General features: G+C 72.3%; 25 protein-coding genes and 1 tRNA gene. 18 read left to right on the top strand and 8 right to left on the bottom strand.

The window, feature by feature from the left end; translation table 11 throughout:
- Entirely contained in the window at positions 1-2,181 is a 2,181-nt protein-coding gene (locus ASG88_RS05660; protein ID WP_056886468.1) for a thiamine pyrophosphate-dependent enzyme, read from the bottom strand.
- Between the two features lie 134 nt (positions 2,182-2,315).
- On the opposite strand from ASG88_RS05660, the gene ASG88_RS05655 reads away from it, so the two are divergent.
- From ASG88_RS05655 to ASG88_RS05595, 13 genes are all read left to right on the top strand, one after another.
- The gene (locus tag ASG88_RS05655) at positions 2,316-2,822 is read left to right on the top strand and encodes a VOC family protein (protein WP_056886467.1); all 507 of its coding nucleotides are present in this window, start codon (positions 2,316-2,318) and stop codon (positions 2,820-2,822) included.
- Entirely contained in the window at positions 2,819-3,490 is a 672-nt protein-coding gene (locus ASG88_RS05650; RefSeq protein ID WP_056886466.1) for a GntR family transcriptional regulator, read from the top strand. Before ASG88_RS05655 ends, ASG88_RS05650 begins: the two co-directional genes overlap by 4 nt.
- Positions 3,487-3,945: a (2Fe-2S)-binding protein gene (locus ASG88_RS05645; protein ID WP_056886465.1), complete on the top strand. Its 459-nt coding sequence runs from the start codon at positions 3,487-3,489 to the stop codon at positions 3,943-3,945. Before ASG88_RS05650 ends, ASG88_RS05645 begins: the two co-directional genes overlap by 4 nt.
- A complete protein-coding gene (locus ASG88_RS05640) occupies positions 3,942-6,011 on the top strand; it encodes a xanthine dehydrogenase family protein molybdopterin-binding subunit (RefSeq protein WP_056886464.1) in 2,070 nt (689 codons plus the stop codon). The genes ASG88_RS05645 and ASG88_RS05640 overlap by 4 nt, the downstream gene beginning before the upstream one ends.
- Before the next feature lie 16 nt (positions 6,012-6,027).
- On the top strand, positions 6,028-6,681 hold the full coding sequence (locus ASG88_RS05635) for a carboxymuconolactone decarboxylase family protein (RefSeq protein ID WP_056886463.1): 654 nt from the start codon (positions 6,028-6,030) through the stop codon (positions 6,679-6,681).
- A complete protein-coding gene (locus ASG88_RS05630) occupies positions 6,678-7,610 on the top strand; it encodes an alpha/beta hydrolase family protein (RefSeq protein ID WP_056886462.1) in 933 nt (310 codons plus the stop codon). Before ASG88_RS05635 ends, ASG88_RS05630 begins: the two co-directional genes overlap by 4 nt.
- Before the next feature lie 32 nt (positions 7,611-7,642).
- Positions 7,643-8,539 (top strand): NAD(P)-dependent oxidoreductase, encoded by an 897-nt coding sequence (locus ASG88_RS05625; RefSeq protein WP_056886461.1) that lies wholly within the window; start codon positions 7,643-7,645, stop codon positions 8,537-8,539.
- Positions 8,536-8,976 carry a cupin domain-containing protein gene (locus ASG88_RS05620; RefSeq protein ID WP_056886460.1) on the top strand — a complete coding sequence of 147 codons (441 nt, stop codon included), beginning with the start codon at positions 8,536-8,538 and terminating at the stop codon, positions 8,974-8,976. Before ASG88_RS05625 ends, ASG88_RS05620 begins: the two co-directional genes overlap by 4 nt.
- A complete protein-coding gene (locus ASG88_RS05615) occupies positions 8,973-9,668 on the top strand; it encodes a fumarylacetoacetate hydrolase family protein (RefSeq protein WP_056886459.1) in 696 nt (231 codons plus the stop codon). Before ASG88_RS05620 ends, ASG88_RS05615 begins: the two co-directional genes overlap by 4 nt.
- A gap of 76 nt (positions 9,669-9,744) precedes the next feature.
- A complete protein-coding gene (locus tag ASG88_RS05610; RefSeq protein ID WP_200956363.1) occupies positions 9,745-10,944 on the top strand; it encodes a CynX/NimT family MFS transporter in 1,200 nt (399 codons plus the stop codon).
- A 63-nt stretch (positions 10,945-11,007) separates the two neighbouring features.
- Complete coding sequence (locus tag ASG88_RS05605; RefSeq protein ID WP_056886458.1) at positions 11,008-11,601, top strand: hypothetical protein; 594 nt, start codon at positions 11,008-11,010, stop codon at positions 11,599-11,601.
- A gap of 56 nt (positions 11,602-11,657) precedes the next feature.
- Positions 11,658-12,023: a VOC family protein gene (locus tag ASG88_RS05600; RefSeq protein WP_056886457.1), complete on the top strand. Its 366-nt coding sequence runs from the start codon at positions 11,658-11,660 to the stop codon at positions 12,021-12,023.
- Positions 12,024-12,052: 29 nt separating this feature from the next.
- On the top strand, positions 12,053-12,481 hold the full coding sequence (locus ASG88_RS05595; RefSeq protein WP_056886456.1) for an SRPBCC family protein: 429 nt from the start codon (positions 12,053-12,055) through the stop codon (positions 12,479-12,481).
- Between the two features lie 39 nt (positions 12,482-12,520).
- Here the strand turns inward: ASG88_RS05595 and ASG88_RS05590 are convergent, their stop codons facing one another.
- From ASG88_RS05590 to ASG88_RS05570, 5 genes are all read right to left on the bottom strand, one after another.
- Positions 12,521-12,817 (bottom strand): DUF4193 domain-containing protein, encoded by a 297-nt coding sequence (locus ASG88_RS05590; protein WP_056886455.1) that lies wholly within the window; start codon positions 12,815-12,817, stop codon positions 12,521-12,523.
- Between the two features lie 153 nt (positions 12,818-12,970).
- Positions 12,971-13,171: a DUF4177 domain-containing protein gene (locus tag ASG88_RS05585; protein WP_056886454.1), complete on the bottom strand. Its 201-nt coding sequence runs from the start codon at positions 13,169-13,171 to the stop codon at positions 12,971-12,973.
- A gap of 74 nt (positions 13,172-13,245) precedes the next feature.
- On the bottom strand, positions 13,246-14,331 hold the full coding sequence (locus tag ASG88_RS05580) for an SDR family oxidoreductase (RefSeq protein WP_056886453.1): 1,086 nt from the start codon (positions 14,329-14,331) through the stop codon (positions 13,246-13,248).
- Positions 14,332-14,436: 105 nt separating this feature from the next.
- A complete protein-coding gene (locus ASG88_RS05575) occupies positions 14,437-15,243 on the bottom strand; it encodes a hypothetical protein (RefSeq protein ID WP_056886452.1) in 807 nt (268 codons plus the stop codon).
- Between the two features lie 71 nt (positions 15,244-15,314).
- Positions 15,315-17,108, bottom strand: a complete 1,794-nt coding sequence (locus ASG88_RS05570) for an acyl-CoA dehydrogenase (protein ID WP_056886451.1) — start codon at positions 17,106-17,108, stop codon at positions 15,315-15,317.
- Positions 17,109-17,469: 361 nt separating this feature from the next.
- Here ASG88_RS05570 and ASG88_RS23730 point away from each other — a divergent pair, with 361 nt between their 5' ends.
- From ASG88_RS23730 to ASG88_RS05555, 3 genes are read left to right on the top strand one after another with little or no spacing between them, the layout of a single operon-like run.
- On the top strand, positions 17,470-18,285 hold the full coding sequence (locus tag ASG88_RS23730; RefSeq protein ID WP_056886450.1) for a resuscitation-promoting factor: 816 nt from the start codon (positions 17,470-17,472) through the stop codon (positions 18,283-18,285).
- 39 nt (positions 18,286-18,324) lie between these two features.
- On the top strand, positions 18,325-18,735 hold the full coding sequence (gene arr, locus ASG88_RS05560) for an NAD(+)--rifampin ADP-ribosyltransferase (protein WP_056886449.1): 411 nt from the start codon (positions 18,325-18,327) through the stop codon (positions 18,733-18,735).
- A gap of 55 nt (positions 18,736-18,790) precedes the next feature.
- On the top strand, positions 18,791-19,285 hold the full coding sequence (locus tag ASG88_RS05555; RefSeq protein WP_056886448.1) for a nucleoside deaminase: 495 nt from the start codon (positions 18,791-18,793) through the stop codon (positions 19,283-19,285).
- A gap of 15 nt (positions 19,286-19,300) precedes the next feature.
- On the opposite strand, the gene ASG88_RS05550 is transcribed toward ASG88_RS05555, so the two are convergent.
- A tRNA-Gly gene (locus tag ASG88_RS05550) sits at positions 19,301-19,374 on the bottom strand.
- 159 nt (positions 19,375-19,533) lie between these two features.
- On the opposite strand from ASG88_RS05550, the gene ASG88_RS05545 reads away from it, so the two are divergent.
- Positions 19,534-19,734 carry a hypothetical protein gene (locus tag ASG88_RS05545; protein WP_056886447.1) on the top strand — a complete coding sequence of 67 codons (201 nt, stop codon included), beginning with the start codon at positions 19,534-19,536 and terminating at the stop codon, positions 19,732-19,734.
- 34 nt (positions 19,735-19,768) lie between these two features.
- Here the strand turns inward: ASG88_RS05545 and ASG88_RS05540 are convergent, their stop codons facing one another.
- Complete coding sequence (locus ASG88_RS05540; RefSeq protein ID WP_056886446.1) at positions 19,769-19,993, bottom strand: hypothetical protein; 225 nt, start codon at positions 19,991-19,993, stop codon at positions 19,769-19,771.
- A gap of 63 nt (positions 19,994-20,056) precedes the next feature.
- Here ASG88_RS05540 and ASG88_RS05535 point away from each other — a divergent pair, with 63 nt between their 5' ends.
- Complete coding sequence (locus ASG88_RS05535; protein ID WP_056886445.1) at positions 20,057-20,932, top strand: endonuclease/exonuclease/phosphatase family protein; 876 nt, start codon at positions 20,057-20,059, stop codon at positions 20,930-20,932.
- The last annotated feature ends 281 nt before the right edge of the window (positions 20,933-21,213 follow it).

Raw genomic sequence — 21,213 nt, 5'->3', positions numbered from 1 at the left:
TCAGTACCTCGCGATCTCGGTGAGCTCGGCGATGACCTCGTCCTTCTGGGCGATCGCCGCTCGCTCCAGCACCTTGCTGATGCTGGGCGAGGCCTCGGCGCCGGTGACCCGGCGGACGGGGGCGTCGAGCAGGTCGAAGAACCGCCGGTGGATCTCGTCGGCCAGCCACCCGCCGTACGACGTGCCGACCGCGCCCTGCTCGGCGATCAGCACCTGGTTGGTCTTGGTGAGCGATGCCTCGATGGTGTCCCAGTCGATGCTGGCCCGGTCGAGCCAGCGCAGGTCGATGACCTCGGCGTCGACCTGGCCGAACTCCTCGACCGCCTCGAGCACGAACGGCACCATCCCGAGGTAGGTGAGGATCGTGGCGTCCTTGCCCTCGCGGCGGATCGCCGCCTTGCCGACGGGAAGGCAGAAGTCGAGGTCGTCGACCGGGCCGGGGCCGACGGCGTTGTAGAGGTCGACGTGCTCGAGCACGACGACGGGGTCCTGACAGCGCAGGGCCGCGTTCATGAGGCCGACGTAGTCGTAGGGCGTGCTCGGCGCGACGATGCGCCAGCCCGCCGAGGTGGCGAAGATGCCGGCGGGGTCCATCGAGTGCTGGGACCCGTAGCCGGTGCCCATGGCGACCTTGCTGCGCAGGACGAGGGGGACGGCGCCGTCCCCGCCGTACATGTGGCGGGCCCGGGCGACCTGGTTGAAGAGCTGGTCGGCGGCGACCCACATGAAGTCGGCGTACATGAACTCCACGACCGGCGTGAACCGTCCGTCGAGGGCGACGCCGCAGGCCAGCCCGGTGAAGGCGTTCTCGCTGATGGGCGTGCCGAGCACCCGGTCGGGGAAGCGCTCGCTCAGCCCCCGGGTCGCGCCGTTGGTGCCGCCGTTGAGCCGGTGGACGTCCTCGCCCATGACGATCACCCCGGGGTCGGTCTCCATCCGACGGCCGAGGACGGCGGCGATCGACTCGACCAGCTTCATGTCGTGCACGGGCACGGCGTGCCCCTCGGCGGCCACCACCCGGGCGTCGTCCATCTCGGAGAGGTCGCCGCGGACGCCGACGTCGACCCACGCGGGGTCGGGCCACTCCGCCGCGCGGATCCGGCGCTGGCCGGGCTTTCCGTCGGGGACGGGCTCGAGGAGCACGCCGCCGATCTCCTCCATCACGGCCTTGGCCTGGGCCAGCGCCCGGTCGGCCTCGCCGTCGCCGAGGAGGCCGAGCCGCTCGAGGTGGGCGGAGGTGATGGTGAGCGGGTCACGCAGTCGCCACGCCTTCTCCTCCTCCTTGTCGCGGTAGCCGAACGCGCTGCCGGCGAAGCCGCCGTTCTGGTGGAAGAAGCGGTAGGTGTCGACCTCGACCACGGTCGAGCCGCGACCGGCCCGCATGTGCTCGACGGCCTCGGTCATGACGAGGTGGACGGCGAGCGGGTCCTGGCCGTCGACCTTCCAGGACGCGAGGTTGAAGCCCATACCGCGGGCGGAGAGCCGGGGCTCGGCGGTGGCCTCCTCGACGGAGGTGGACACGGCGTAGCGGTTGTTCTCGATGAAGAAGCAGATCGGCAGCGCCCAGGCGCCGGCGAGGTTCATCGTCTCGAGGGTGGAGCCGATGTTGACCGCCCCGTCGCCGAAGTAGGTGACCGACACCGCGTCCGTGCCGGAGCGCTGGTGGGCGAAGGCGAAGCCGGCCGCCTGGGGGACGCCGCCGCCGACGATGGCGTTGGTGCCCATCGCGCCGGCCTCCTTCCACTGCAGGTGCATCGAGCCGCCACGACCGTGGCTCCAGCCGCGGTCGAGGCCGGCGATCTCGGCGAGGGTGCGCAGCAGCACGTCGCGCACGTCGTCGGACGGGGGCGCGAGCGGGTCCATGCCCTTGGGCTCGACGTGGTGCAGCGCCTTGGCGAGGAACTGGTGGTGGCCACGGTGCGACCCGTTGACCGAGTCCTCGCTGGTGAGGGCGAGCACGGAGCCGACAGCACCACCCTCCTGGCCGATGCTGGAGTGGGCAGGACCGTGGATCAGCCCGGCGCCGGCGAGGTCGAGGACGTACTGCTCGAAGGCGCGGATCCAGACCAGCTGGGCGTAGAAGGTGCGCAGCAGCTGCGGGTCGGCGGCGTCCCAGTCCTCGTCGGTGGCGACGACCTCGACCCACGGGGCCGCGGGCGTGAGCGGGCGGTGCTGGGGCATGGCTCTCCTCCTCGGTGACGCCGCCACTGTGACACCGATTGGATCCAAAATCTAGAGTCGTGAGTGATGGACGCCACACTGTTGCGCGTGCTTTGCTGGCTCTCTGTCCCGTTTCGGATCCAGAAGGGGTGTCGATGGCACTGCCGGGCCTGCGTCGGATCGACCACGTGGGCTTCACCGTGCCCGACCTCGAGGAGGCCCACCGGTTCCTCGTCGACGTGCTCGGCTGCGAGTACCTCTACTCCCTCGGACCCTTCTCCCACCCGGACGCCGGCGACGACTGGATGACCCGGCACCTCGCCGTGCACCCCGACACGGTGATGGTCGAGAACCGCTGGTTCCGCCTCGCCGGCGAGACCCTCCTCGAGGTCTTCCACTACTCCGCCCCCGATCAGCGGACGCAGCCACCGCGCAACAGCGACGTGGGCGGCCACCACGTCGCGTTCTACGTCGACGACCTCGACGCCGCCGTCGACCACCTGCGTACGGCGGGGGTCGAGGTTCTCGACGGACCGACCGCGAGCCGCGGCCCGGCCGAGGGCAACCGGTGGATCTACTTCCGCAGCCCGTGGGGGATGCAGTTCGAGCTGGTGTCCGCCCCGGACGGCAAGCTCTGGGACCGGGAGAATCCCCGTCCATGAGCGAGACGAGCAGTGCCACGGGCAGCACCTCCGACATCGGCAGCACCCGCGTCGCGGCGTACCTCCGCGAAGCGATCCTGGGCGGCGAGCTCCGGCCCGGCGACCGCATCCGGCAGGAGGAGGTCGCCGAGCGGCTCGGCGCGAGCCGGCTGCCAGTGCGCGAGGCGCTGCGGATGCTCGAGGCCGAGGGCCTCACCGAGCACGAGGCCCACAAGGGGGCCCGGGTGCCGCGGCTGTCGCCGCACGAGGTCGACGTCGTCTACCGGATGCGCGAGCGCCTCGAGCCGCTCGCCCTTGCGGAGAGCATGCCGCAGCTCGGGCCCGACGAGCACGCCCGGCTCGAGGAGGTGCAGCAGCGGATCGAGGACAACGAGGACCTCGAGAAGTTCCTCGACCTCGACCGCGAGTTCCACATGCTCACCTACTCCGGGTGCCACATCGACCCCCTCATGTCCAACGTGACCCGGCTCTGGAACTCCACCCAGCACTACCGCCGCGCGTTCGTCGCGCTCGGCGGCCGCAGCCGGATGTGGGTCGTCAACTCCGAGCACCGGCTGATCCTCGACGCCGTGGTCCGCCGCGACGCCGACGACGGCGAGCGCTTCCTCGGCGGCCACATCCGCCGCACCCGCATCGAGCTCTCCCACCACCCGGAGGTCTTCGGGTGACCGGCTTCGAGGTCAACGGCGCGCGCGTCGACGTCGGCGGGGACCCGGACACCCCGCTGCTGACCGTGCTGCGCGACGACCTCGGACTGGTCGGCACCCGCTTCGGGTGCGGCCAGGGACTGTGCGGCGCCTGCAACGTGGTCCTCGACGGGGCCGTCGTGCCCTCCTGCCAGACCCCGGTGTGGCAGGCGGAGGGCCGCTCGGTCACCACCGTCGAGGGACTCTCCGCCGACGGCACGCCGCACCCCGTGCAGCGCGCGATCCTCGACCGGCAGGCCGCCCAGTGCGGCTTCTGCATCTCCGGGATCGTCGTCCGCGCGGCCGCCCTGCTCGACGAGGAGCCGACCGCCGACGCCGCCCGCGTGGCCGAGGCGCTCGACGCCAACCTCTGCCGCTGCGGCGCACACCGGCGCATCGTCGACGCGGTCCTCGCCGCCCGGGAGCCGACCGCGTGACCGACCTCGCTCCCCACGTCGTCACCAACCCCCGGCTCGGCAGCTGGGTGGCGGTGGCGGGCGGTGCGGAGAGCCCCGTCGTCGAGGTGCGGGTGGGCAAGGCCGAGCTCGGCCAGGGCATCGCCACCGCGCTGGCCCAGCTCGCCGCCGACGCGCTGGAGCTCCCCCTCGACCGGATCCGGATGGTCGCGCCGCACACCGCGCTCGGGCCCGACCAGGGCCTCACCGCCGGCAGCCTGTCGGTGCTGCAGACCGGACCTGCGCTCGCGCACGTCGGGGGCGTGGTGCGCGCGCTGGCCGGCCCGACGTGCCCGGTCGAGGAGTACGTCGCCCGCATCGCCGCCCTCGACCCCGGGCTGGACCTCACGACCGTGGCGCCCCTCGCACCGGTCGCGGCGGTGGCCGTCGGCCGCAGCGAGCCGCGGCTCGACCTGCCCGACAAGGTCCTCGGCCGGCCACGCTTCCTGGCCGACCTGCGACCCGAGGGACTCCTGCACGGCCGGGTGCTGCGCCCGCCGTCGGTGGGTGCCGCGCTGCGGTCGGTGCCCGACGGCTGGCCCCCTCGAGACGGCTCACCCCTCGCCTCCTCAGGGACCGAGGCGAGGGTGACGCTGGTGCGCGACGGCTCCTTCGTCGGCGTGGTCGGCGAGCGCGAGGCCGACGTCGACCGCGCGCTCGAGCAGCTCCGCCGGGACGTCACGTGGGACGAGCGCGACCTGCTGCCCGACGCCGACGACCTGCCCGGCTGGCTGCGGTCCGGCACCCACGAGGAGGTGCCGGTCCTCGACGAGGAGGACGCCCCGGGCCCCGGGCCGGGCGTCGTCGAGGCGTCGTACTCGCGACCCTTCCTGGCCCACGCCTCCATCGCACCCAGCGCCGGCCTGGCGGTGTGGACCGAGGCCGGCGTGCACGTCTCCTCGCACAGCCAGGGCATCCACGGCCTGCGCGACGCGATCGCCGCCACCCTCGACCTCGAGCCCGCGACCGTCGTGGTGGAGCACGTCGAGAACGCCGGCTGCTACGGCCACAACGCCGCCGACGACGCGGCCTTCGACGCCGTCCTGCTGGCCCGGGCGGTGCCCGGGCGGCCGGTGCTGCTGCGCTGGACCCGTCCCGACGAGCTGACGTGGGGGCCCTTGGCCCCGGCGATGACCGCGACCCTGCGGGCCAGGCTCGACGGCGGACGGATCACCGGCTGGTCCCACGACGTGTGGAGCACGGGCCACAGCGCGCGACCCGGCTACGCCGGCCAGCCCGGCCTGCTCGCCGGCGCCGACCTCGCCGCCCCACTCCCGCTGCCCCCCTCGACCGACCCGCCCCCGGCGGCGGGCGGCGGGACGACCCGCAACGCCCTCCCGGCGTACGACGTGGGGCCCCGGCGCGTGGTCGGCCACCGCAAGACCGACTCCCCGCTGCGGACCTCCGCGATGCGGGCGCTCGGTGCGCACCTCAACGTCTTCGCGATCGAGTCCTTCATGGACGAGCTCGCCGAGACCGCCGGCGTCGACCCGGTGGCGTTCCGGCTCGACCACCTCACCGACCTGCGGGCCCGGCACGTGGTCGCGGAGGCCGCCCGGCTCGCCGGCTGGGACGACGAGCCGCCGGAGGACACCGGTCGCGGCCTCGCCTACGCCCGCTACAAGGACCGGGGCGCGCACTGCGCGATCGTCGCCGACGTCGAGGTCACCGATGAGGTCGTCGTACGCCGCCTCGTCGTCGTCGCGGACGTCGGCCGGGTCGTCAACCCCGACGGCGCCCGCAACCAGCTCGAGGGCGGCGCGACCCAGGCGACGTCGTGGACGCTCAAGGAACGGATGGGTTTCGACTCGCGGCGGCTGCTCGGCACCGACTGGGAGGCCTACCCGGTGCTGCGCTTCTCCGAGGCCCCCGAGGTCACCGTCCACCTCGTCGACAGCGACGCCCCCTCGACCGGGGCCGGCGAGGCCGCCCAGGGGCCGACCTCGGCCGCGATCGCCAACGCGGTCCACCGCGCCCTCGGGGTCCGCGTCCGTGACCTCCCCCTGACCCACGACGCCGTCGTCCGCGCCATCGAACAGTCCGACTGACACCCGAGGAGCCACCATGAAGCAGCCCCGCATCTCCTACGTCGCCTACGACGACATGGACCCCCGCATGCAGGCCGAGATGGACCGCAGCGCCCGCGAGGGCACGCCCCGCCCGGAGACCAACGCGGTGCGCGCGCACGTGCCGGCGGCGTTCTGGGCCTTCGCCGAGCCGTGGGAGAAGATGTTCCGCAACGGCGTGTGCGACCACGCGATCAAGGAGCTGTGCCGGGTCTACATCTCCCGCACGGTGAGCTGCGAGTTCTGCGGCAACCAGCGCTCGGTCAAGGGCAGCCAGCAGGGCCTCGTCGAGGGGCAGTACGACGACCTCCTCAACTTCGAGTCGTCGGACAAGTTCGACGACCGCCAGAAGGCCGCACTCGCCTACGCGCAGGCCATCGCCTGGAACGAGGACGACCGCGACGGGTTGTGGAGCCGGCTGCACGCCCACTTCAGCGAGGACGAGCTGGTCGAGCTGGGGTGCGTCATCGCGCTGACCTTCGGCCAGCAGAGCTGGATCCGCTTGCTCGACGTCGACCACCACCAGTACATGGCCGGCACCGCGGCGTCGATGGCGCCGGGCTTCGAGGACGCCGAGGCGCTGGCCGCGTCCAAGGCCAAGGAGGACTACTGGGCCGCCGGTGCCCCGGGCACCTCCGGTTCCTCCCGGTGAGCTCGAGCGCCGTCGACTGGGGCTCGCCCGGCACTCCCGTGCTGGTCGAGCCGCTGGCCGGCTCCGACCGGCCGGCGCACTACCTGGCGGCGGAGACCCTCGACGGCCTCTACGCGCCGTACGCGCTCCGGCTGCCCGACGGGCCGGGACCACACCCGTTCGTGCTCGTCGCCTACGGCAACGGCGGCGGCGGCATCGGGTGGCTGCAGGACCGGGTCCACCGCTTCCGCCACGTCACCGACGTGCTGCTCGACGCCGGCTATGCGTGCGCGTGGGTCCGCTACCGCACGGAGGTCGAGCTCGGCTACCAGACGGGCGGGCCGCTGCGTACGACGGTGCGGCAGGGCATGGGGCTGATGAGCCGCGCGCCGCTGGAGTACGAGGACGAGGTCGCGATCCTGCGGCACGTCGCGGCCCACCCGGCGATCGACGCCGACCGGCTCTTCCACGTCGGCGTGAGCCACGCCGGCGAGATGCTCTTCAAGCTGCTCTCGCAGTATCCGGGCCTGCTCCGCGCGGGGGTCGCGGCCGAGCCCGCCTCGCACGAGCTGCTCACGCTGCGGCTCGACGACGTGCCCACCGTCACCAGCGACGGCGGCCTGCGCGACATCGAGAGCATGGAGATCCGGAGCACCGAGCGCGCCCGCGCCCGGGTCGCCGACCCCGACGAGGTGTCGGCACGGCTGGACGGGGTGGACATCCCGGTCCTGGTGCTCGGCCGCGACCAGGACGAGCTGCAGGGCATCTTCCGGCTGACCTACGAGCTGCTGGCCGAGAAGCGCTCGGACGCCGAGTGGCGGTCGTGGTCGCACGACGTGCACGGCTACATCTACCCCGAGTCCGACGCGGCCGGAGTGGCGCAGGTCGACGACGTGCAGCGCGAGGCCCTGGCGGTGATCGTCGACTTCCTGGACAGGCACAACGCGTGAGCGACCGACGACAGGCACGAGAGGAGCGAGGCATGTACAACGACATCGAACGCGTGGGATTCGTGGGGCTCGGGGCCATGGGCTCCGGGATCGCCCGGCGGATCATGGACGCCGGCCACCCCGTGGTCGGCTGGAACAGGACCAGGAGCAAGGCGCAGGACCTCCTCGACGCCGGCATGGGGTGGGCGGACACGCCCCGCGAGGTCGCCGAGCAGTGCGACGTCGTCTTCACGATGCTCACCAACACCGCGGCCGTCGAGGGCGCGGCGCACGGCGACGACGGCCTGCTGGCCGGGCTCGGCGCCGGCACGGTGTGGGCCGACCTGAGCACCATCGCCCCCGAGCGCAGCGTGGCGCTGTCCGAGGAGGTGGCCGCCACCGGCGCCCGCTACCTCGACACCCCCGTCTCCGGTTCCCCGGCGACCCTGGCCGCGGGCCAGATGTCGGTGATGGTCGGCGGCGAGCGATCGGCGTACGACCACGTCGAGAAGCTGCTGCACGCCATCGGCCCCAAGGTCACATACATCGGCCCCAACGGCCACGCGATCCTCACCAAGGTGGCCATCAACCTGTCGCTGGTGGTGTCGGTGACGGCCTTCGCCGAGGCGGTGACGCTGGTCGAGAAGGCCGGCGTCGACCGGGCCGCCGTGGTCGACGCGGCACTCAAGAGCGTGATCGCGTCGCCGGTCATCGGCTACCGCGCGCCGCTGCTGGTCGACGACGACAACGTCTTCGCCGACGTCGAGCTGCAGCAGAAGGACCTGGTCCTGGCCCAGGAGCTCGGCCGCACGCTCGGCGTCATGCTGCCGACGTGCTCGGCCGCGAGCGAGATGCTCAGCGCCGCACGCAGCAGCGAGCTGGCCGACCGCGACTTCCTGGTCAGCGTGGCCGACGTCTACCGCCGGGCCGCGGGGGTGAAGGTCCGATGACGACCCCCGACGAGGCCCGGGCGCCGTACCGCACCACCGTCGCCGACGTCCCGCTCGAGCAGGGCCTGCGGGAGGAGGAGGGCTGGATCGACATGCAGGTGCAGTACCTCATCAACTCCGAGCGCGGCGGCTCCGACGGCCTCACCGTGGGCCGCACGGTGCTGCCGCCCGGCGCCCGCCACGACCGCCACTTCCACACCGACGCCGACGAGTTCCTCGTGGTGATGTCGGGCCGCGGCGAGATCCACACCAACAAGGGTCGTGAGCCCTCGCAGGCCGGCGACGTCATCTTCACCCCGCGCGGCAACTACCACGGGTTCGTCAACACCGGCGACGAGGACGTGCTGCTCATCTGGGGCTGGAGCGGCGCCGGGTCGCTGGCCGCGGCGGGCTACGGGATGCCGGGTCCCGACGACGAGTTCGACGACCCGTCATGAGCCTCGACCCGCGCGTCGCGGCCGGTACGACGCGGATGCTCGCCGCGCGGGCCGCGGCCCTCTCCCCGGAGGTCGCCCCGCTGGGGTGGAAGCTCGGCTTCGGGGCACCTGCGGCGCTCGCCAGGTTCGCCACCGACCGCCCGCTCGTCGGCTTCCTGACCGACGACCGGCTGCTGGCCTCCGGCTCCGCAGTCGACGTGTCGGGGTGGACGGCGCCGATGCTGGAGGCGGAGGTGGCCGCGCACCTCGGCCGCGACGTGGCGGCCGATGCCTCCCCGGCCGAGGCGCTGGCCGCGGTGGCGGGCTGGTCGGTGGCGATCGAGCTCGCCGACCTCGACCCGCCGCCCACCGACATCGAGGAGGTCCTGGCCGGCAACATCTTCCACCGCCACGTGCTGCTCGGGCCGCTGTCCCCGTCGTTGCCCGCCGACCTCTCCTTCTCCGTGTCCTGCGACGGGGAGGTCGTCGCGTCGACCTCGACGCCCTTCGAGCTGACCGGTGGGCTGGGGCCGATCCTCGCCTCCGCGGCCTCGACACTTGCATCGTGCGGCGCGTCCCTGTCTGCTGGCGACGTGGTCATCACCGGATCCGTCATCCCACCCCTCGACGTCAGCGGCGGCGGGGCCTGGCACGTCGTCGCGCCCGGCCTCGGCGAGGTCTCCGTCCAGCTGGACCTGCATCCCGGTGGTTGAGGAAGGCCAGTCCCCTCCGGTGGTTGAGGAAGGACGAAGTCCTGTCTCGAAACCCCCGAGACCGCCCGAGAACGGGGTGAAGCGCTCCCACAAGCCCATGACCGGTGCCGTGGCGATCCTCGCCACCGCCCTCATCGCGATCAACCTGCGCCCCGGCGCCACGTCGATCGGCCCCGTCCTCGAGGAGGTCACCGCGGGCCTCGGTATCGGCTCCGGCACGGCGGGCATCCTCACCGGCCTGCCGGGGTTGTGCTTCGGGCTGGTCGGCGCGACGGCCGTGGGGATCTCCCGCCGGATCGGTGTCACGACGGGCATCGCCGCCGGCCTCGCCCTGGCCGGGACCTGCCTCGTCCTGCGCGGGCTCACCGACGTTCCGTGGCTGTTCCTCGTCCTGTCGGCGCTCGCGCTGGCCGGGATGGCCGTGGGCAACGTGATGGTCCCGGCGTGGATGAAGGCGCACGCCCCGTCGGACAACGTCCTGCTGCCCACCGTCTACGGCACCACCCTGATCGTCGGCGGCACCCTCGGCTCGGCCCTCACCGCCCCGGCCGCCGCGCAGGTCGGGTGGGGGCCGGCCCTCGCGATGTGGGGGGTGCTGGCACTGGTGTCGCTGCCGCTCTGGGCGTGGCTGGCCGTCCGGGAGCGCTCCTCGCGACCGGCCGAGGCACCCGCGCCGCCCGACCCGACCCTGCGGATCTACCGCTCCCGCACGGCCGTGGCCCTGACGACCCTGTTCGCCGTGCAGTCGATGCACGCTTACGTGCAGTTCGGCTGGCTGCCCCAGATCTACCGCGACGCCGGCCTCTCCCCCGGCTATGCGGGCGCCATGCTGGCCACCGTCACGTCGTGCGGCATCGCCGGCGCGCTGCTGATGCCGACGGTCATCGACCGCTCCCCCAGCCTGGCGCCATGGATGCTCGGCTTCGCCGTGGCGATGCTGGGCGGCTACCTCGGACTCGTCACCATCCCGGCCACCCTGCCGTGGCTGTGGGCGCTGCTGCTCGGCTTCTCCGGCCTGGCGTTCCCGACGACCCTCGCGCTGCTCACCGCCCGCACCCACGACAGGCGGATCACGGCCCGGCTGTCGGGCTTCGTGCAGCCGGTCGGTTACCTGCTCGCGGCGCTGGGCCCCGTGACGGTCGGGCTGCTGCACGCCGCCACCGACAGCTGGACGATCCCCATCCTGCTGCTGATGTCCACCGTCGTCCCCTTCACCTGGGCCGGGCTGCGCGTCTCCCGACCGGTGTACGTCGACGACGAGCTCGCCACCGGGTGACGTTCGGCCCTTACCCGCACCGGCGAGCGGCTGTTGGCTGGGTGGTGAGAGGGAGGTGGCGCGGTGGAGGCGTGGGTCGACCTGTACTGGCTGCCCCTCGGGGCGGGCGGCCACGTCGTACGCCTGAACGGTCGTCTCTACGAGCGACTGGCCGCGCGGCGCGAGCACCGCCCACCCCTGGACCTCTACCACTCCGGGCTCATGGTGGGCGTGGACGGCGTCACCTACGCGGTGGAGATGGGACCTGTCTGGAACGTCTCCGACCCCCACCGCGGGGTCCTCTGCGAAGGCCCGGTCGCGTCCGAGCAGCTCGGCCGTTTCCGGGCGTTCCGCTACGAGGTGCGCTGCTGGCCCGGCGGCCGCATCCCGGACATCGCCGAGGCCGTCGCCAGCCCCGTCCGTACGACGGACGACCCGGCGCAGGTCGCGGCCGTGCTCGACGTGCTCGCGCAGGTCCCGCCCCTCACGTGGGGTCGCGACGAGCTGCACGCGGGCGAGATGTGGAACTCAAACTCCGTGGTCTCGTGGGCGCTCGCGCGCTCCGGTCACGACACCGACGCCCTCCGCCCGCCCGCCGGCGGCCGCGCCCCGGGATGGGACGCGGGCCTCCACCTGGCCATGCGGCAGCGTCGGACCGAGGGTCCGCTCCGCCGGTGACACGGCGCCTCGGAATCGGCTGGCCGTGAACCACCGGCTCCTCTAGGTTCTGCCGCATGAGCTTGAAGTGGGAGCAGGTCATCGTCCACGCGCAGGACCCGGTCGCGTTGGGTCGGTGGTGGGCCGAGGCGCTCGGCTGGGTCGTCGTCCACACCGACGACGTCAACGAGTTCGAGATCCGCCCGGAGGCCGACCGCACGCCGGGGCTGGACTTCGTCCGCCTCGACGAGCCCAAGCAGGCCAAGAGCCGGCTGCACCTCGACTTCCGGCCGGACAGCCAGGCCGACCAGGACGCCGAGGTGGCCCGACTGATCGCGCATGGTGCTCGGCGCGTGGACGTCGGTCAGGGCGATCGTCCGTGGGTCGTGCTGGCGGACCCGGAGGACAACGAGTTCTGCGTGCTCGGCCCGAGCTCGGAGTAGGTGCCGTCGGGGGCTCGTAGACTCGACCCATGCCCGGCCTGGAGCACACCGTCACCATCGCGGCTCCGCCCGAGGCGGTCTGGGCGGTGGTCGTCGACGTCGAGCGCTGGCCCGAGCGGATCCCCACGGTCGAGGCCGTGGAGCGGCTCGAGGCCGGTCCCCTGCGCGTGGGATCCCGGACGCGGTTGCAGCAGCCCCGGCTGCCCACCGCGGTGTGGACGGTCACCGAGCTGACCGACGGGCGGTCCTACACCTGGGAGTCGAGCTCGCCGGGCGTCACCGTGACCGCGTCGCACGTCGTCGAGCCGCACCCCACCGGGAGTCGGCTCACCCTCTCCGTGACCGTGTCCGGCCCGCTCTCCGGGATCGGCTGGCTCATGACGAGGTCACTGACCGGGCGGTACGTCGGCACCGAGGCCGACTCCGTCAAGTACGCCGCCGAGGCGCCGGCCGAGTAGGCACGGGCCCCGGCTTCGCCGGGACGACCCCGCGAGATGTCAGGCGCAGTCGCGGCAGAGGTCCTTGCCCGGGGACTCCCGACGCGACTCGTGCTGGACGAGGAAGCAGGAGGTGCAGGTGAACTCGTCGTTCTGCCTCGGCGTGACCTCGATGGAGAGCTCTTCGTGGGAGAGGTCTGCGCCGGGGAGCTCGTAGGACTCGGCCAGCTCGGTCTCGTCCTCGTCGATCTTGCCCGAGGTCTTGTCCTGCTCACCCGACGTCAGACGTCGCGCCTCGCGGCTCTCTTCCTTCTGCTCGTCCTCGGTCTTGCGCGATGCGTCGTAGTCAGTGGCCACGTGGGGTCCTTTCGGGGTCGAGCGCGCATCGTAGGCCCGGACGACGTCGCACGGTGCATCGAGACGCAGGGGTGGACATGCAAGCCCGGCGAGACGACCCGGAAGGCCGTCCGACAGGCGGTGACGAGCGACCGCAGTCGGCTCTCGAGAGGCTCAGACGGAACGCTCGAAGGTCACGATGAGACCGTCGACCCCGCCCGGCCCGACCCGGCCCTTGATCTCCGTCGAGGTGATCGCCTTCAGCCGCCACCCCTGCCGGGCGTGCTCGTTGAGCATCGTCTCGAGCTTGTCGCCCGACATCTTGCCGCCGAGCATCTTCTCGCGGATCTCCACCACTTTGTATTCGTAGGCCATGGATCGGAGCGTAGGCCGCCTGACCATGGAGCTTCAGGGACAGAAGTCCCGTCTCCGGCGACGACAGGCCCTGATCAGGGGATGACCCGGGCGTTGCGGTACTGCTCGGCGTACGCGAAGAACGTCGCCCGGCTGTCGCGGGTGGCGGAGAACCCGGCGGCGCGGCTCTTGTTCATGTCGGTGACGACCTCCATGTCCCGCCCGAGGTCCGCGTCGGAGTGCCACCAGGACGCGACGCGGGACAGTTCCGGCTCGACGAGGTCGTGCGTCGCCGCCAGCTCGCTCCACACCGGCTCCGTGCCGGCCATCGAGACCTCCAGGGGGCGGGGCGCATCGGCGTACCCCTCCCACTCCAGGTCGAACCACGCCGCGACCTGGGGCCACAGCCAGCGCCACCGGAAGACGTCGCCGTTGGCGGTGTTGAACGCCTGGTCCTGCCCCGCCGGCGTCCGCGCCGCCCACAGCATCTGCTCGGCGAGCAGGTCGGCGTCGGTGACGTCCGTCAGCCCGTTCCACTGCTGCTCCGAGCCCGGGAAGACGAAGGGCAGGTTCTGCTCGCGGCACAGCGAGGCGTAGGCGCACACCGTGGCCACCATGTTCATCGCGTTGCCGGTGGCGAACCCGAACACCGTGTGCGAGCGGTGCACGCTCCAGGTGAAGCCGTCGCGCTCGGCGGCGGCGAAGAGCTCGTCCTCCTGCGCGTAGTAGAAGTTGGGGTAGGGCAGCCGCTCCTCGTCCTCGCGGAAGGGCGTGTCGGGCATCTCGCCCTGGCCGTAGGCCTCGAAGGGCCCGAGGTAGTGCTTGAGCCCGGTCATCAGCGCGACGTGCTTCAACGACCCGGCCGGCGACAGCGCCGACAGCAGGTCACGGACGGCTCCGCCGTTGACCCGGATGTTCTCGGCCTCGGTCTCCATCCGGGTCCACGCCGTGATCGCCACGAAGTCCGGCCTCACGTCGGCGAGCGCCTCGGCCAGGCCATCGGGGTCGCCGAGGTCGGCACGGACAGGGCGTACGTCGGGGTGCGGCGTGGTGCCGCTGCGCGAGAGGCCGTAGGTCTCCCATCCCTCGTCGACGAGTCGCCGGGCGACGGACTGCCCCACGATCCCGGTGGCTCCCACCACCAGGGCACGGCCCGGGGACGACGTGGATGACTCGGACATGCGTGGTCCTCTCAGCGGTGGGCGAGCGTCGTACGACGACCGCTGCTCGACACTACGGTCCGACCCCACTCACCGGAGCACGGCCCGGTGCGAGCGGTGCCGAGCTCAGACGTGACCGCTGAGCTGGGCCAGCCGGACCGCCAGGGCGTCCACCATCGCGCTGGCCTGCTTGGCCGAGACGGCCGAGGTGCGGTCGCCGCCGTGGCTCGACACCGGGAGCACGTCGACCGACAGCTTCGCGCCGCCGGCGAGCGCCCGCAGCTCGTCGATCTTGTTGCCGAAAGGTGAGCCACTCCCCGGGGAGTAGTACTCCATGACGTCGTCCAGCTCGTCGGCGAACAGGTCGGTCTTGGTGACGGCGATGACCAGCCAGACCGGCCGGTCACGGCGCACGGCCATCGAGGCGATCCGGTGCGCGGTGATCGCCCAGTCCTCGAGCTCCGCGGCGAGCAGCTCCTCGCGGGTCGCCGTCGCCAGGCCGGACGTGCCGGCCACGCGCCGGGGCGTGGCATGACCGTTGGCGACCACGTGGATGATCCCGTCGACCGGCTCGTCGTGGAAGACCTCGTCGAGCGCCGAGAGCCGCGTCGCCGCGTTGTCCCCCGGCACCACCAGGAACCGGAAGCCCTGCAGCCGGCGCGAGCGGCGGGTCCGTCGCTCCATGACCGCGGACCCGACCTCGCCCACCCCGTTGGCGGACGTACGCCGCGCGAGCCGGTTGGCCAGCTCGGTCTTGCCGACCCCGGTCATCCCGGTGACGGCCACCGTCGGGAAGCGTCCCCGGAACAGCCGGCCCATGCGCTCCGGGGCGGCCGCGAGGCCGGACAGCACGCCGCCGGCGATGGTCGCGCCGAGGGCGGCGCGTCCGGAGGTGGGCAGGACCGTCCGGAAGCGGGTGGATGAGCGGGACACGAGACTCCTCGGGCTACGCATGCGGGAGGGCGGGCACGACCGAGCCTACGTTCGGCCCGGCTCGCGCCCGGTCACAGGACGCCGGGGTCGAGGTCCAGCGTCGTGCGGTCGCCGTCGGCGAGGAGGTCGAGCATCGGAGCGATCTTCGGCAGCTCACGGCCGAAGAAGTACGCCGTCGCGGACCGCTTGCCGTCGTAGAACACGCCTTCCTTGCCGTCCGCCACCAGCCACTGCTCCAGCCACAGCCAAGCCACCACCAGGTGGCCGGCGGCTTCGAGGTACGCCGTCGCGTCGGCGAGCATGGCCTGCTGGTCACCGCGGGTCGCGATCGCACCGGTGACCTCGACGAGCCGCTCGGCGGCGGCCGCGAGCTGCGCGGCGTACCTCTCGCCGTCGGCGTCCCCGGTGCCGCTGGCGCGGCGCGCGGTCTCGTGGATCCGGCCGACGAGCAGGGACAGCCCGGCGCCGGCGTCCATCAGCACCTTGCGACCGAGGAGGTCGAGGCCCTGGATGCCGTGGGTGCCCTCGTGGATCGCGTTGAGCCGGTTGTCGCGGTAGTGCTGCTCGACGTCGTGGTCGCGGGTGTAGCCGGCGCCGCCGAGCACCTGGATGGCCAGGTCGTTGGCGGCCAGGCACCACTGCGAGGGCCAGCTCTTGGCGATCGGGGTGAGGACCCCGAGCAGCTTCTCCGCCTCGGCGGTCACGGCCGCGTCGTCCAGGGACGCGATGTCGTCGACCAGCCGCGAGCAGTAGAGGTTGAGCGCGAGGGCGCCCTCGACGTACGACTTCTGGGCGAGCAGCATCCGGCGGACGTCCGGGTGCTCGACGAGCGGCACCTGGGGCGACTCCGGCGAGGCACCCAGCGGCCTGCCCTGCAGCCGCTCGCGCGCGTAGGCCAGTGACTTCAGGTAGCCGGTGTAACCGAGGGCGGTGGCGCCCAGGCCGACGCCGATCCGGGCCTCGTTCATCATGGTGAACATGGCCGGCAGGCCGCGGTGCTCGGTGCCGACGAGGTGGCCGACGGCGCCCGGTCGTCCGCCGGGCGTGAACGCGCCGTCGCCGAAGATGGGGGCGGTGTTGACCGTGCCCCGGAATCCCATCTTGTGGTTGATCCCGGCGAGGACGACGTCGTTGCGCTCGCCCACCGTGCCGTCCTCGTCCACGAGGTACTTCGGCACGAGGAACAGCGAGATACCGCGGGTGCCGAGCGGGGCGTCGGGGGTGCGGGCGAGCACGAGGTGCACGATGTTGTCGCCCATCTCGTGGTCACCGCCCGAGATCCACATCTTGCGGCCGAAGAGACGGTAGGTGCCGTCGGGCTGCGGCTCGGCCCGGGTGGTGATGTCGGCAAGGTTGGAGCCGGCGTGCGGCTCCGAGAGGGCCATCGTGCCGAAGAACCGGCCGGTGGTCATCGGCTCGACGAACAGGCCGACCAGCTCCGGGGTCGCGTGCACCGTGAGGAGGTTGGCGTTGGCCAGGGTGAGCAGCGCGTAGCCCGCCGTGCCCACGTTGGCCGCGTGGAACCACGCCATGCACGCGCCGAAGACCGACGAGGGCAGCTGCAGCCCCCCGGCCTCCTCACTCAGCGGCGCCGCGAGGAACCCCGCGTCGGCGAAGGCCCGCAGCGCCGGCTCGACCTCCGGGACCAGCTCGACGCGCTCCCCGTCGAAGCGTGGCTCCGCCAGGTCCGCCGCCCGGTTGTGCGGGGCGAAGTGGTCGGTCGCGATCCTCTCGGCGAGCCCCAGCAGGTCCTCGACGACGTCGCGGGAGTGCTCGGCGTACCTCGTGCGCTCGAAGAGCCTCTCGGTGTCGAGCCACTCGAAGAGCAGGAACTCCAGGTCCCGGCGCGACATGATCTGGCTCATCGATACTCCCTCGGTGGCTCGGCTCGCTCCATGACTACACGACGCGCGCACGGACCCGCGATCCAGGCGCGCTCGAAGTTAGGGGCGCTGACGGCTCGGGACTCCCCGAGCCACCTGCTGTGAGCGTGAAACCGCTCACACTCGATGCGTCGCGCCAGCGTGGAGACGCCGGTTGCGGCCGCATCCCGATTCGACCGACCCCGCCATCGCATGTTGTCGTGGTGGGGTCGCTGGCGGTGTCCTCCACCCGAGAGGCGCCTCCCTTCGTGAGGTGTTGCACGCCGCGGCCTCGACGCCCGGACCGACGGCGTCGCGTCCGAGCGCCGCCGCCGGCGCACCCCACTGCGTGAGGTCACTGCCTGTGCTTGTCACTCCCAGAACCTTCCTGCCCACCCGTCTCCGCGGCGTCGCCGCCGGCACTGCCGCGGCCGCCCTGGCCATCACCCTCGTGCCCGGCGCTGCCGCCGCCCAGGAGTCCACCCGTGCCGACGGCCAGGTGGCCGTCCGGCTGAAGGTGGCCACCCAGCCCGCCGTCGAGGTGGCCGTCCCGCCCCGCGCCTGGCCGACCGCCGTGGTCGAGGGCCAGGGCGTCGCCGTCGACGGCAACGACCTCGTCGAGGTCGTCCGTGACGGTCGCAAGGTCAGCGGGAGCAGGAAGCGCGTCCAGTACGGCGACACCGTGCGACTCGTCGCCGTCGAGAAGACCCGCAAGACCAAGACCGCGCGCGTCCGCGCCGGCGTCGTGGAGGTCCCCACCACCAAGCTCGCCCCCGGCCGCCGCAAGGTGGTCCGCCCGGGCAAGGCCGGCATGCGCCGGATCGTCGCGGTGCGCACGCTCCACAACGGCGAGCCCGCGACGTACCGCGTCGTCTCCCGCAAGATCGTCCGCAAGCCGCAGGCCCGCCGGGTGCTGGTCGGCCGCCAGCCCTGGTCCGTGCCGGGCACGGACGGGCTCAACTGGGGTGCCCTCGCCGGGTGCGAGTCCGGCGGCAACCCGCGCGCGGTCAACGCGGCCGGTTACTACGGCCTCTACCAGTTCAACGTCGCCACGTGGCGCAGCGTCGGCGGGTCCGGCATGCCGCACCACGCGTCGGCCGGCGAGCAGACCTACCGCGCCAAGAAGCTGTACGCCTCGCGCGGCCGCTCCCCGTGGCCCACCTGCGGTCGCCTGCTCTGAGCCGCTGAGGAGCCGTGGGAGAGCGCCTACGCTGGTGCGGTGAGTGACGCGCTGGACGCCGGGCCGTTCTTCCACGGCACCAAGGCCGACCTGCAGGTCGGGGATCTCCTCACGGCCGGGTTCAGGTCCAACTACCGGCCCGAGGTCGTGATGAACCACGTCTACTTCACGGCGACGCCCGACGGAGCCGGGCTGGCGGCGGAGCTCGCCGCGGGCGAGGGCGCTCCCAGGGTGTACGCCGTGGAGCCGACGGGGGCGTTCGAGGACGACCCCAACGTGACCGACAAGAAGTTCCCCGGCAACCCGACCCGGTCCTACCGCAGCAGCCACCCGCTCAGGGTCGTCGGCGAGGTCGCGGACTGGACCCGGCTGACCCCGGAGGCGCTCCAGGCCTGGCATGACCGGCTCGCGGTGATCCTCGCGGACGAGCGCGGCGAGATCATCAACTGACCTGGATCGCCGCTGCTCGAACGGGCTTCGGACCGGTGGGTCCTAGGGTCGACGGATGGAGCTCACCGATCCGTCCCCCGAGGACCTCACCCACCTCCACCGTTGCATCGACCTCGCCCGCGAGGCGCTGGACGCCGGCGACGAGCCGTTCGGCTCGGTCCTGGTCGACCCGGACGGCGTCGTGCTGCACGAGGACCGCAACCGCACCGCGGACGGCGACCAGACCCGCCACCCCGAGTTCGAGCTCGCGCGCTGGGCGGCGACCCACGTCGCGCCGGACGTACGCCCCGCGTGCACGGTCTACACCTCGGGCGAGCACTGTCCGATGTGCGCCGCCGCCCACGCTTGGGTCGGCCTCGGTCGCATCGTGTACGCCGGGTCGACAGCGCAGCTCACAGAGTGGCGACGGGCCCGTGGCGTCGCGCCGGGACCCGTGGCGCCCCTGCCCATCAACGCCGTGGCGCCGGACCTGCCGGTCGACGGGCCGGTCCCCGCGCTTGCCGACGAGCTGCGGGCCCTGCACGTGCGGGGTGCCTCGCCGAGCGCGTAGGCGAAGCGGGAGCTGTGGAGCGGACGCGAGGATTTGAACCTCGACCCATTCCCTGGAGGGGAAGCGTGCTGCAACTACACCACGTCCGCGAGACCAGCCTCTGACGAGCCTGACACGTCCGAAGTATGAACCAGCTCCGGGACTGTCCCGACGGCAGGGTGCAGCTCCCTGCATCACGATCTGGATCACGGTCGACAGACGAGGCCCGCTGCGGTTCCATGGACATGGCCCGCGGAAGGAGCTCACACATGACCTATCGGAGCCCCGGCGTGTACGTCGAGGAAGTCAGCAGCGGGACGCGGCCCCTCGAAGGGGTCGGGACGGCCGTCGCGGCGTTCGTCGGTATGGCTCCCGGTGGGCCGTTCGACAGCCCGACACTGCGCGTCGCGGTCGGGGTCGGCCTCGCCGTCGCTGTTGCTCTGGTCGTGCGTCGCCGACACGCTTCCTGATGGTCGGCTCGGGACGCCGACTCTTGGACGACGACTAGAGAACCGCTCCGCGGGGGGCGACCTCCACCGCGGCAACACCCCGTGCGTACAACACCAGGAGCCGATCGCCGTGCCTGCAACGCAGCGCCCCGGAATCCTGCGACAGCGTGGCGACGACATGATCGATGACCTCGCGTTCACTCCCCGCGGCGCCGTCCTCGTACACGACGTCCAGCGTGTCGCCGCTGAGCAGCCGGACCCGGAGCACGAGCTCTTCCATGTCTCCGCACACTAGACGCGCGCAACGCCGACCCGCCATGAGTCTCCGCGGCCACGGTGCCTCATGATCCGCCCAGCCGGTCGCTCGTTCGCCGCAGGCGCGGTGGCCGCTGCGATCCTGCTGGCTGCCGTGGTGTCCTGCCAGACGACGGACCCCGACGAGGGACCCCGGTCGTCAACGGCTGAGTCGAGCTTCACGGTCGTGCAGATGAATCTGTGCCTCTCTGGCCTGGCCGGCTGCTTCGACGCGACGGGCTACCCCGACATCCTCGACGCCGCGGTGCTGCGCATCCAGGCAGCTGGACCGAACGCGGTGACCGTGAACGAGGCCTGCCGTCAGGACGCCCTCCGGATCGCCCGGCGCACGACCTACGACGTCCGGTTCGTGCCGGTGGAGTACGCCGGTGGGCCGCTCCCGTGCGTCGATCCGGGCGGCCGCGGCCTGTTCGGGATTGCCGTGCTGACGCGAAGACCCATCCTCCGCTCGGAGAGCGAGGCCTTCGTGGCGCAGGCCGACCTGGAGGAACGACGCTGGCTGTGCGTCTCCACGGACGACCGTGTCGACATCTGCACCGCACACCTGGAGCCGGACTCGAGCGAGGCGGACACGACGAACGACGCCCAGTGCGCGGAGCTCGGCCTGGTGCTCACGCACCGCGCGACACAGCTCATGATCTTCGGCGGAGACCTGAACCGCCACGACGCCTGTGCACCTGCCGGATCCTGGAGCCGCACCGACGCTGCATCCGGCCGGTTCCCGGGAGTCCAACACGTCTACGGAAGCCCGGCGTTCGAAGACCCGGTCGCGCAGGTGCGACCGTGGCGATTCAGCGACCACGACCTGCTTGTGGTCAGCGCCCAGGTGGTGTTGAGACCACCCCGGGGCCCGGTCGTCGGAACGGCATTGCCAGGACCGGGACGAGTCTCCATGGTGGGTTGATGGCCACACCACCCCAGCACCTGAGCCGTCCCGCAACCTGAGGTGTGGGCCACACCTCACCGGCCGCCGGAACACGATCGCGACGCCACCGGTTGTGAATCAGTGCCGGCCCGGTCCATCCCCCCGGGCTCTACACATTGCCGCTACGAGCGGCCACTCGCCGAGTGTCGGCGGCGCTCGAAAACTGAACAGTTTCGGTGGTGAAAAGTGAGCACTCAACGATTGGAGTGTGATCACTTTGGAGGACTGGGCGCTGATCAGGAGGCTGGCTGCGGACGGGG

This window comes from Nocardioides sp. Soil777 (assembly GCF_001428425.1).
In the GTDB taxonomy this organism is placed as follows: Bacteria; Actinomycetota; Actinomycetes; order Propionibacteriales; family Nocardioidaceae; genus Nocardioides; species Nocardioides terrigena.
This window is presented reverse-complemented; position numbering and strand designations above follow the sequence as displayed.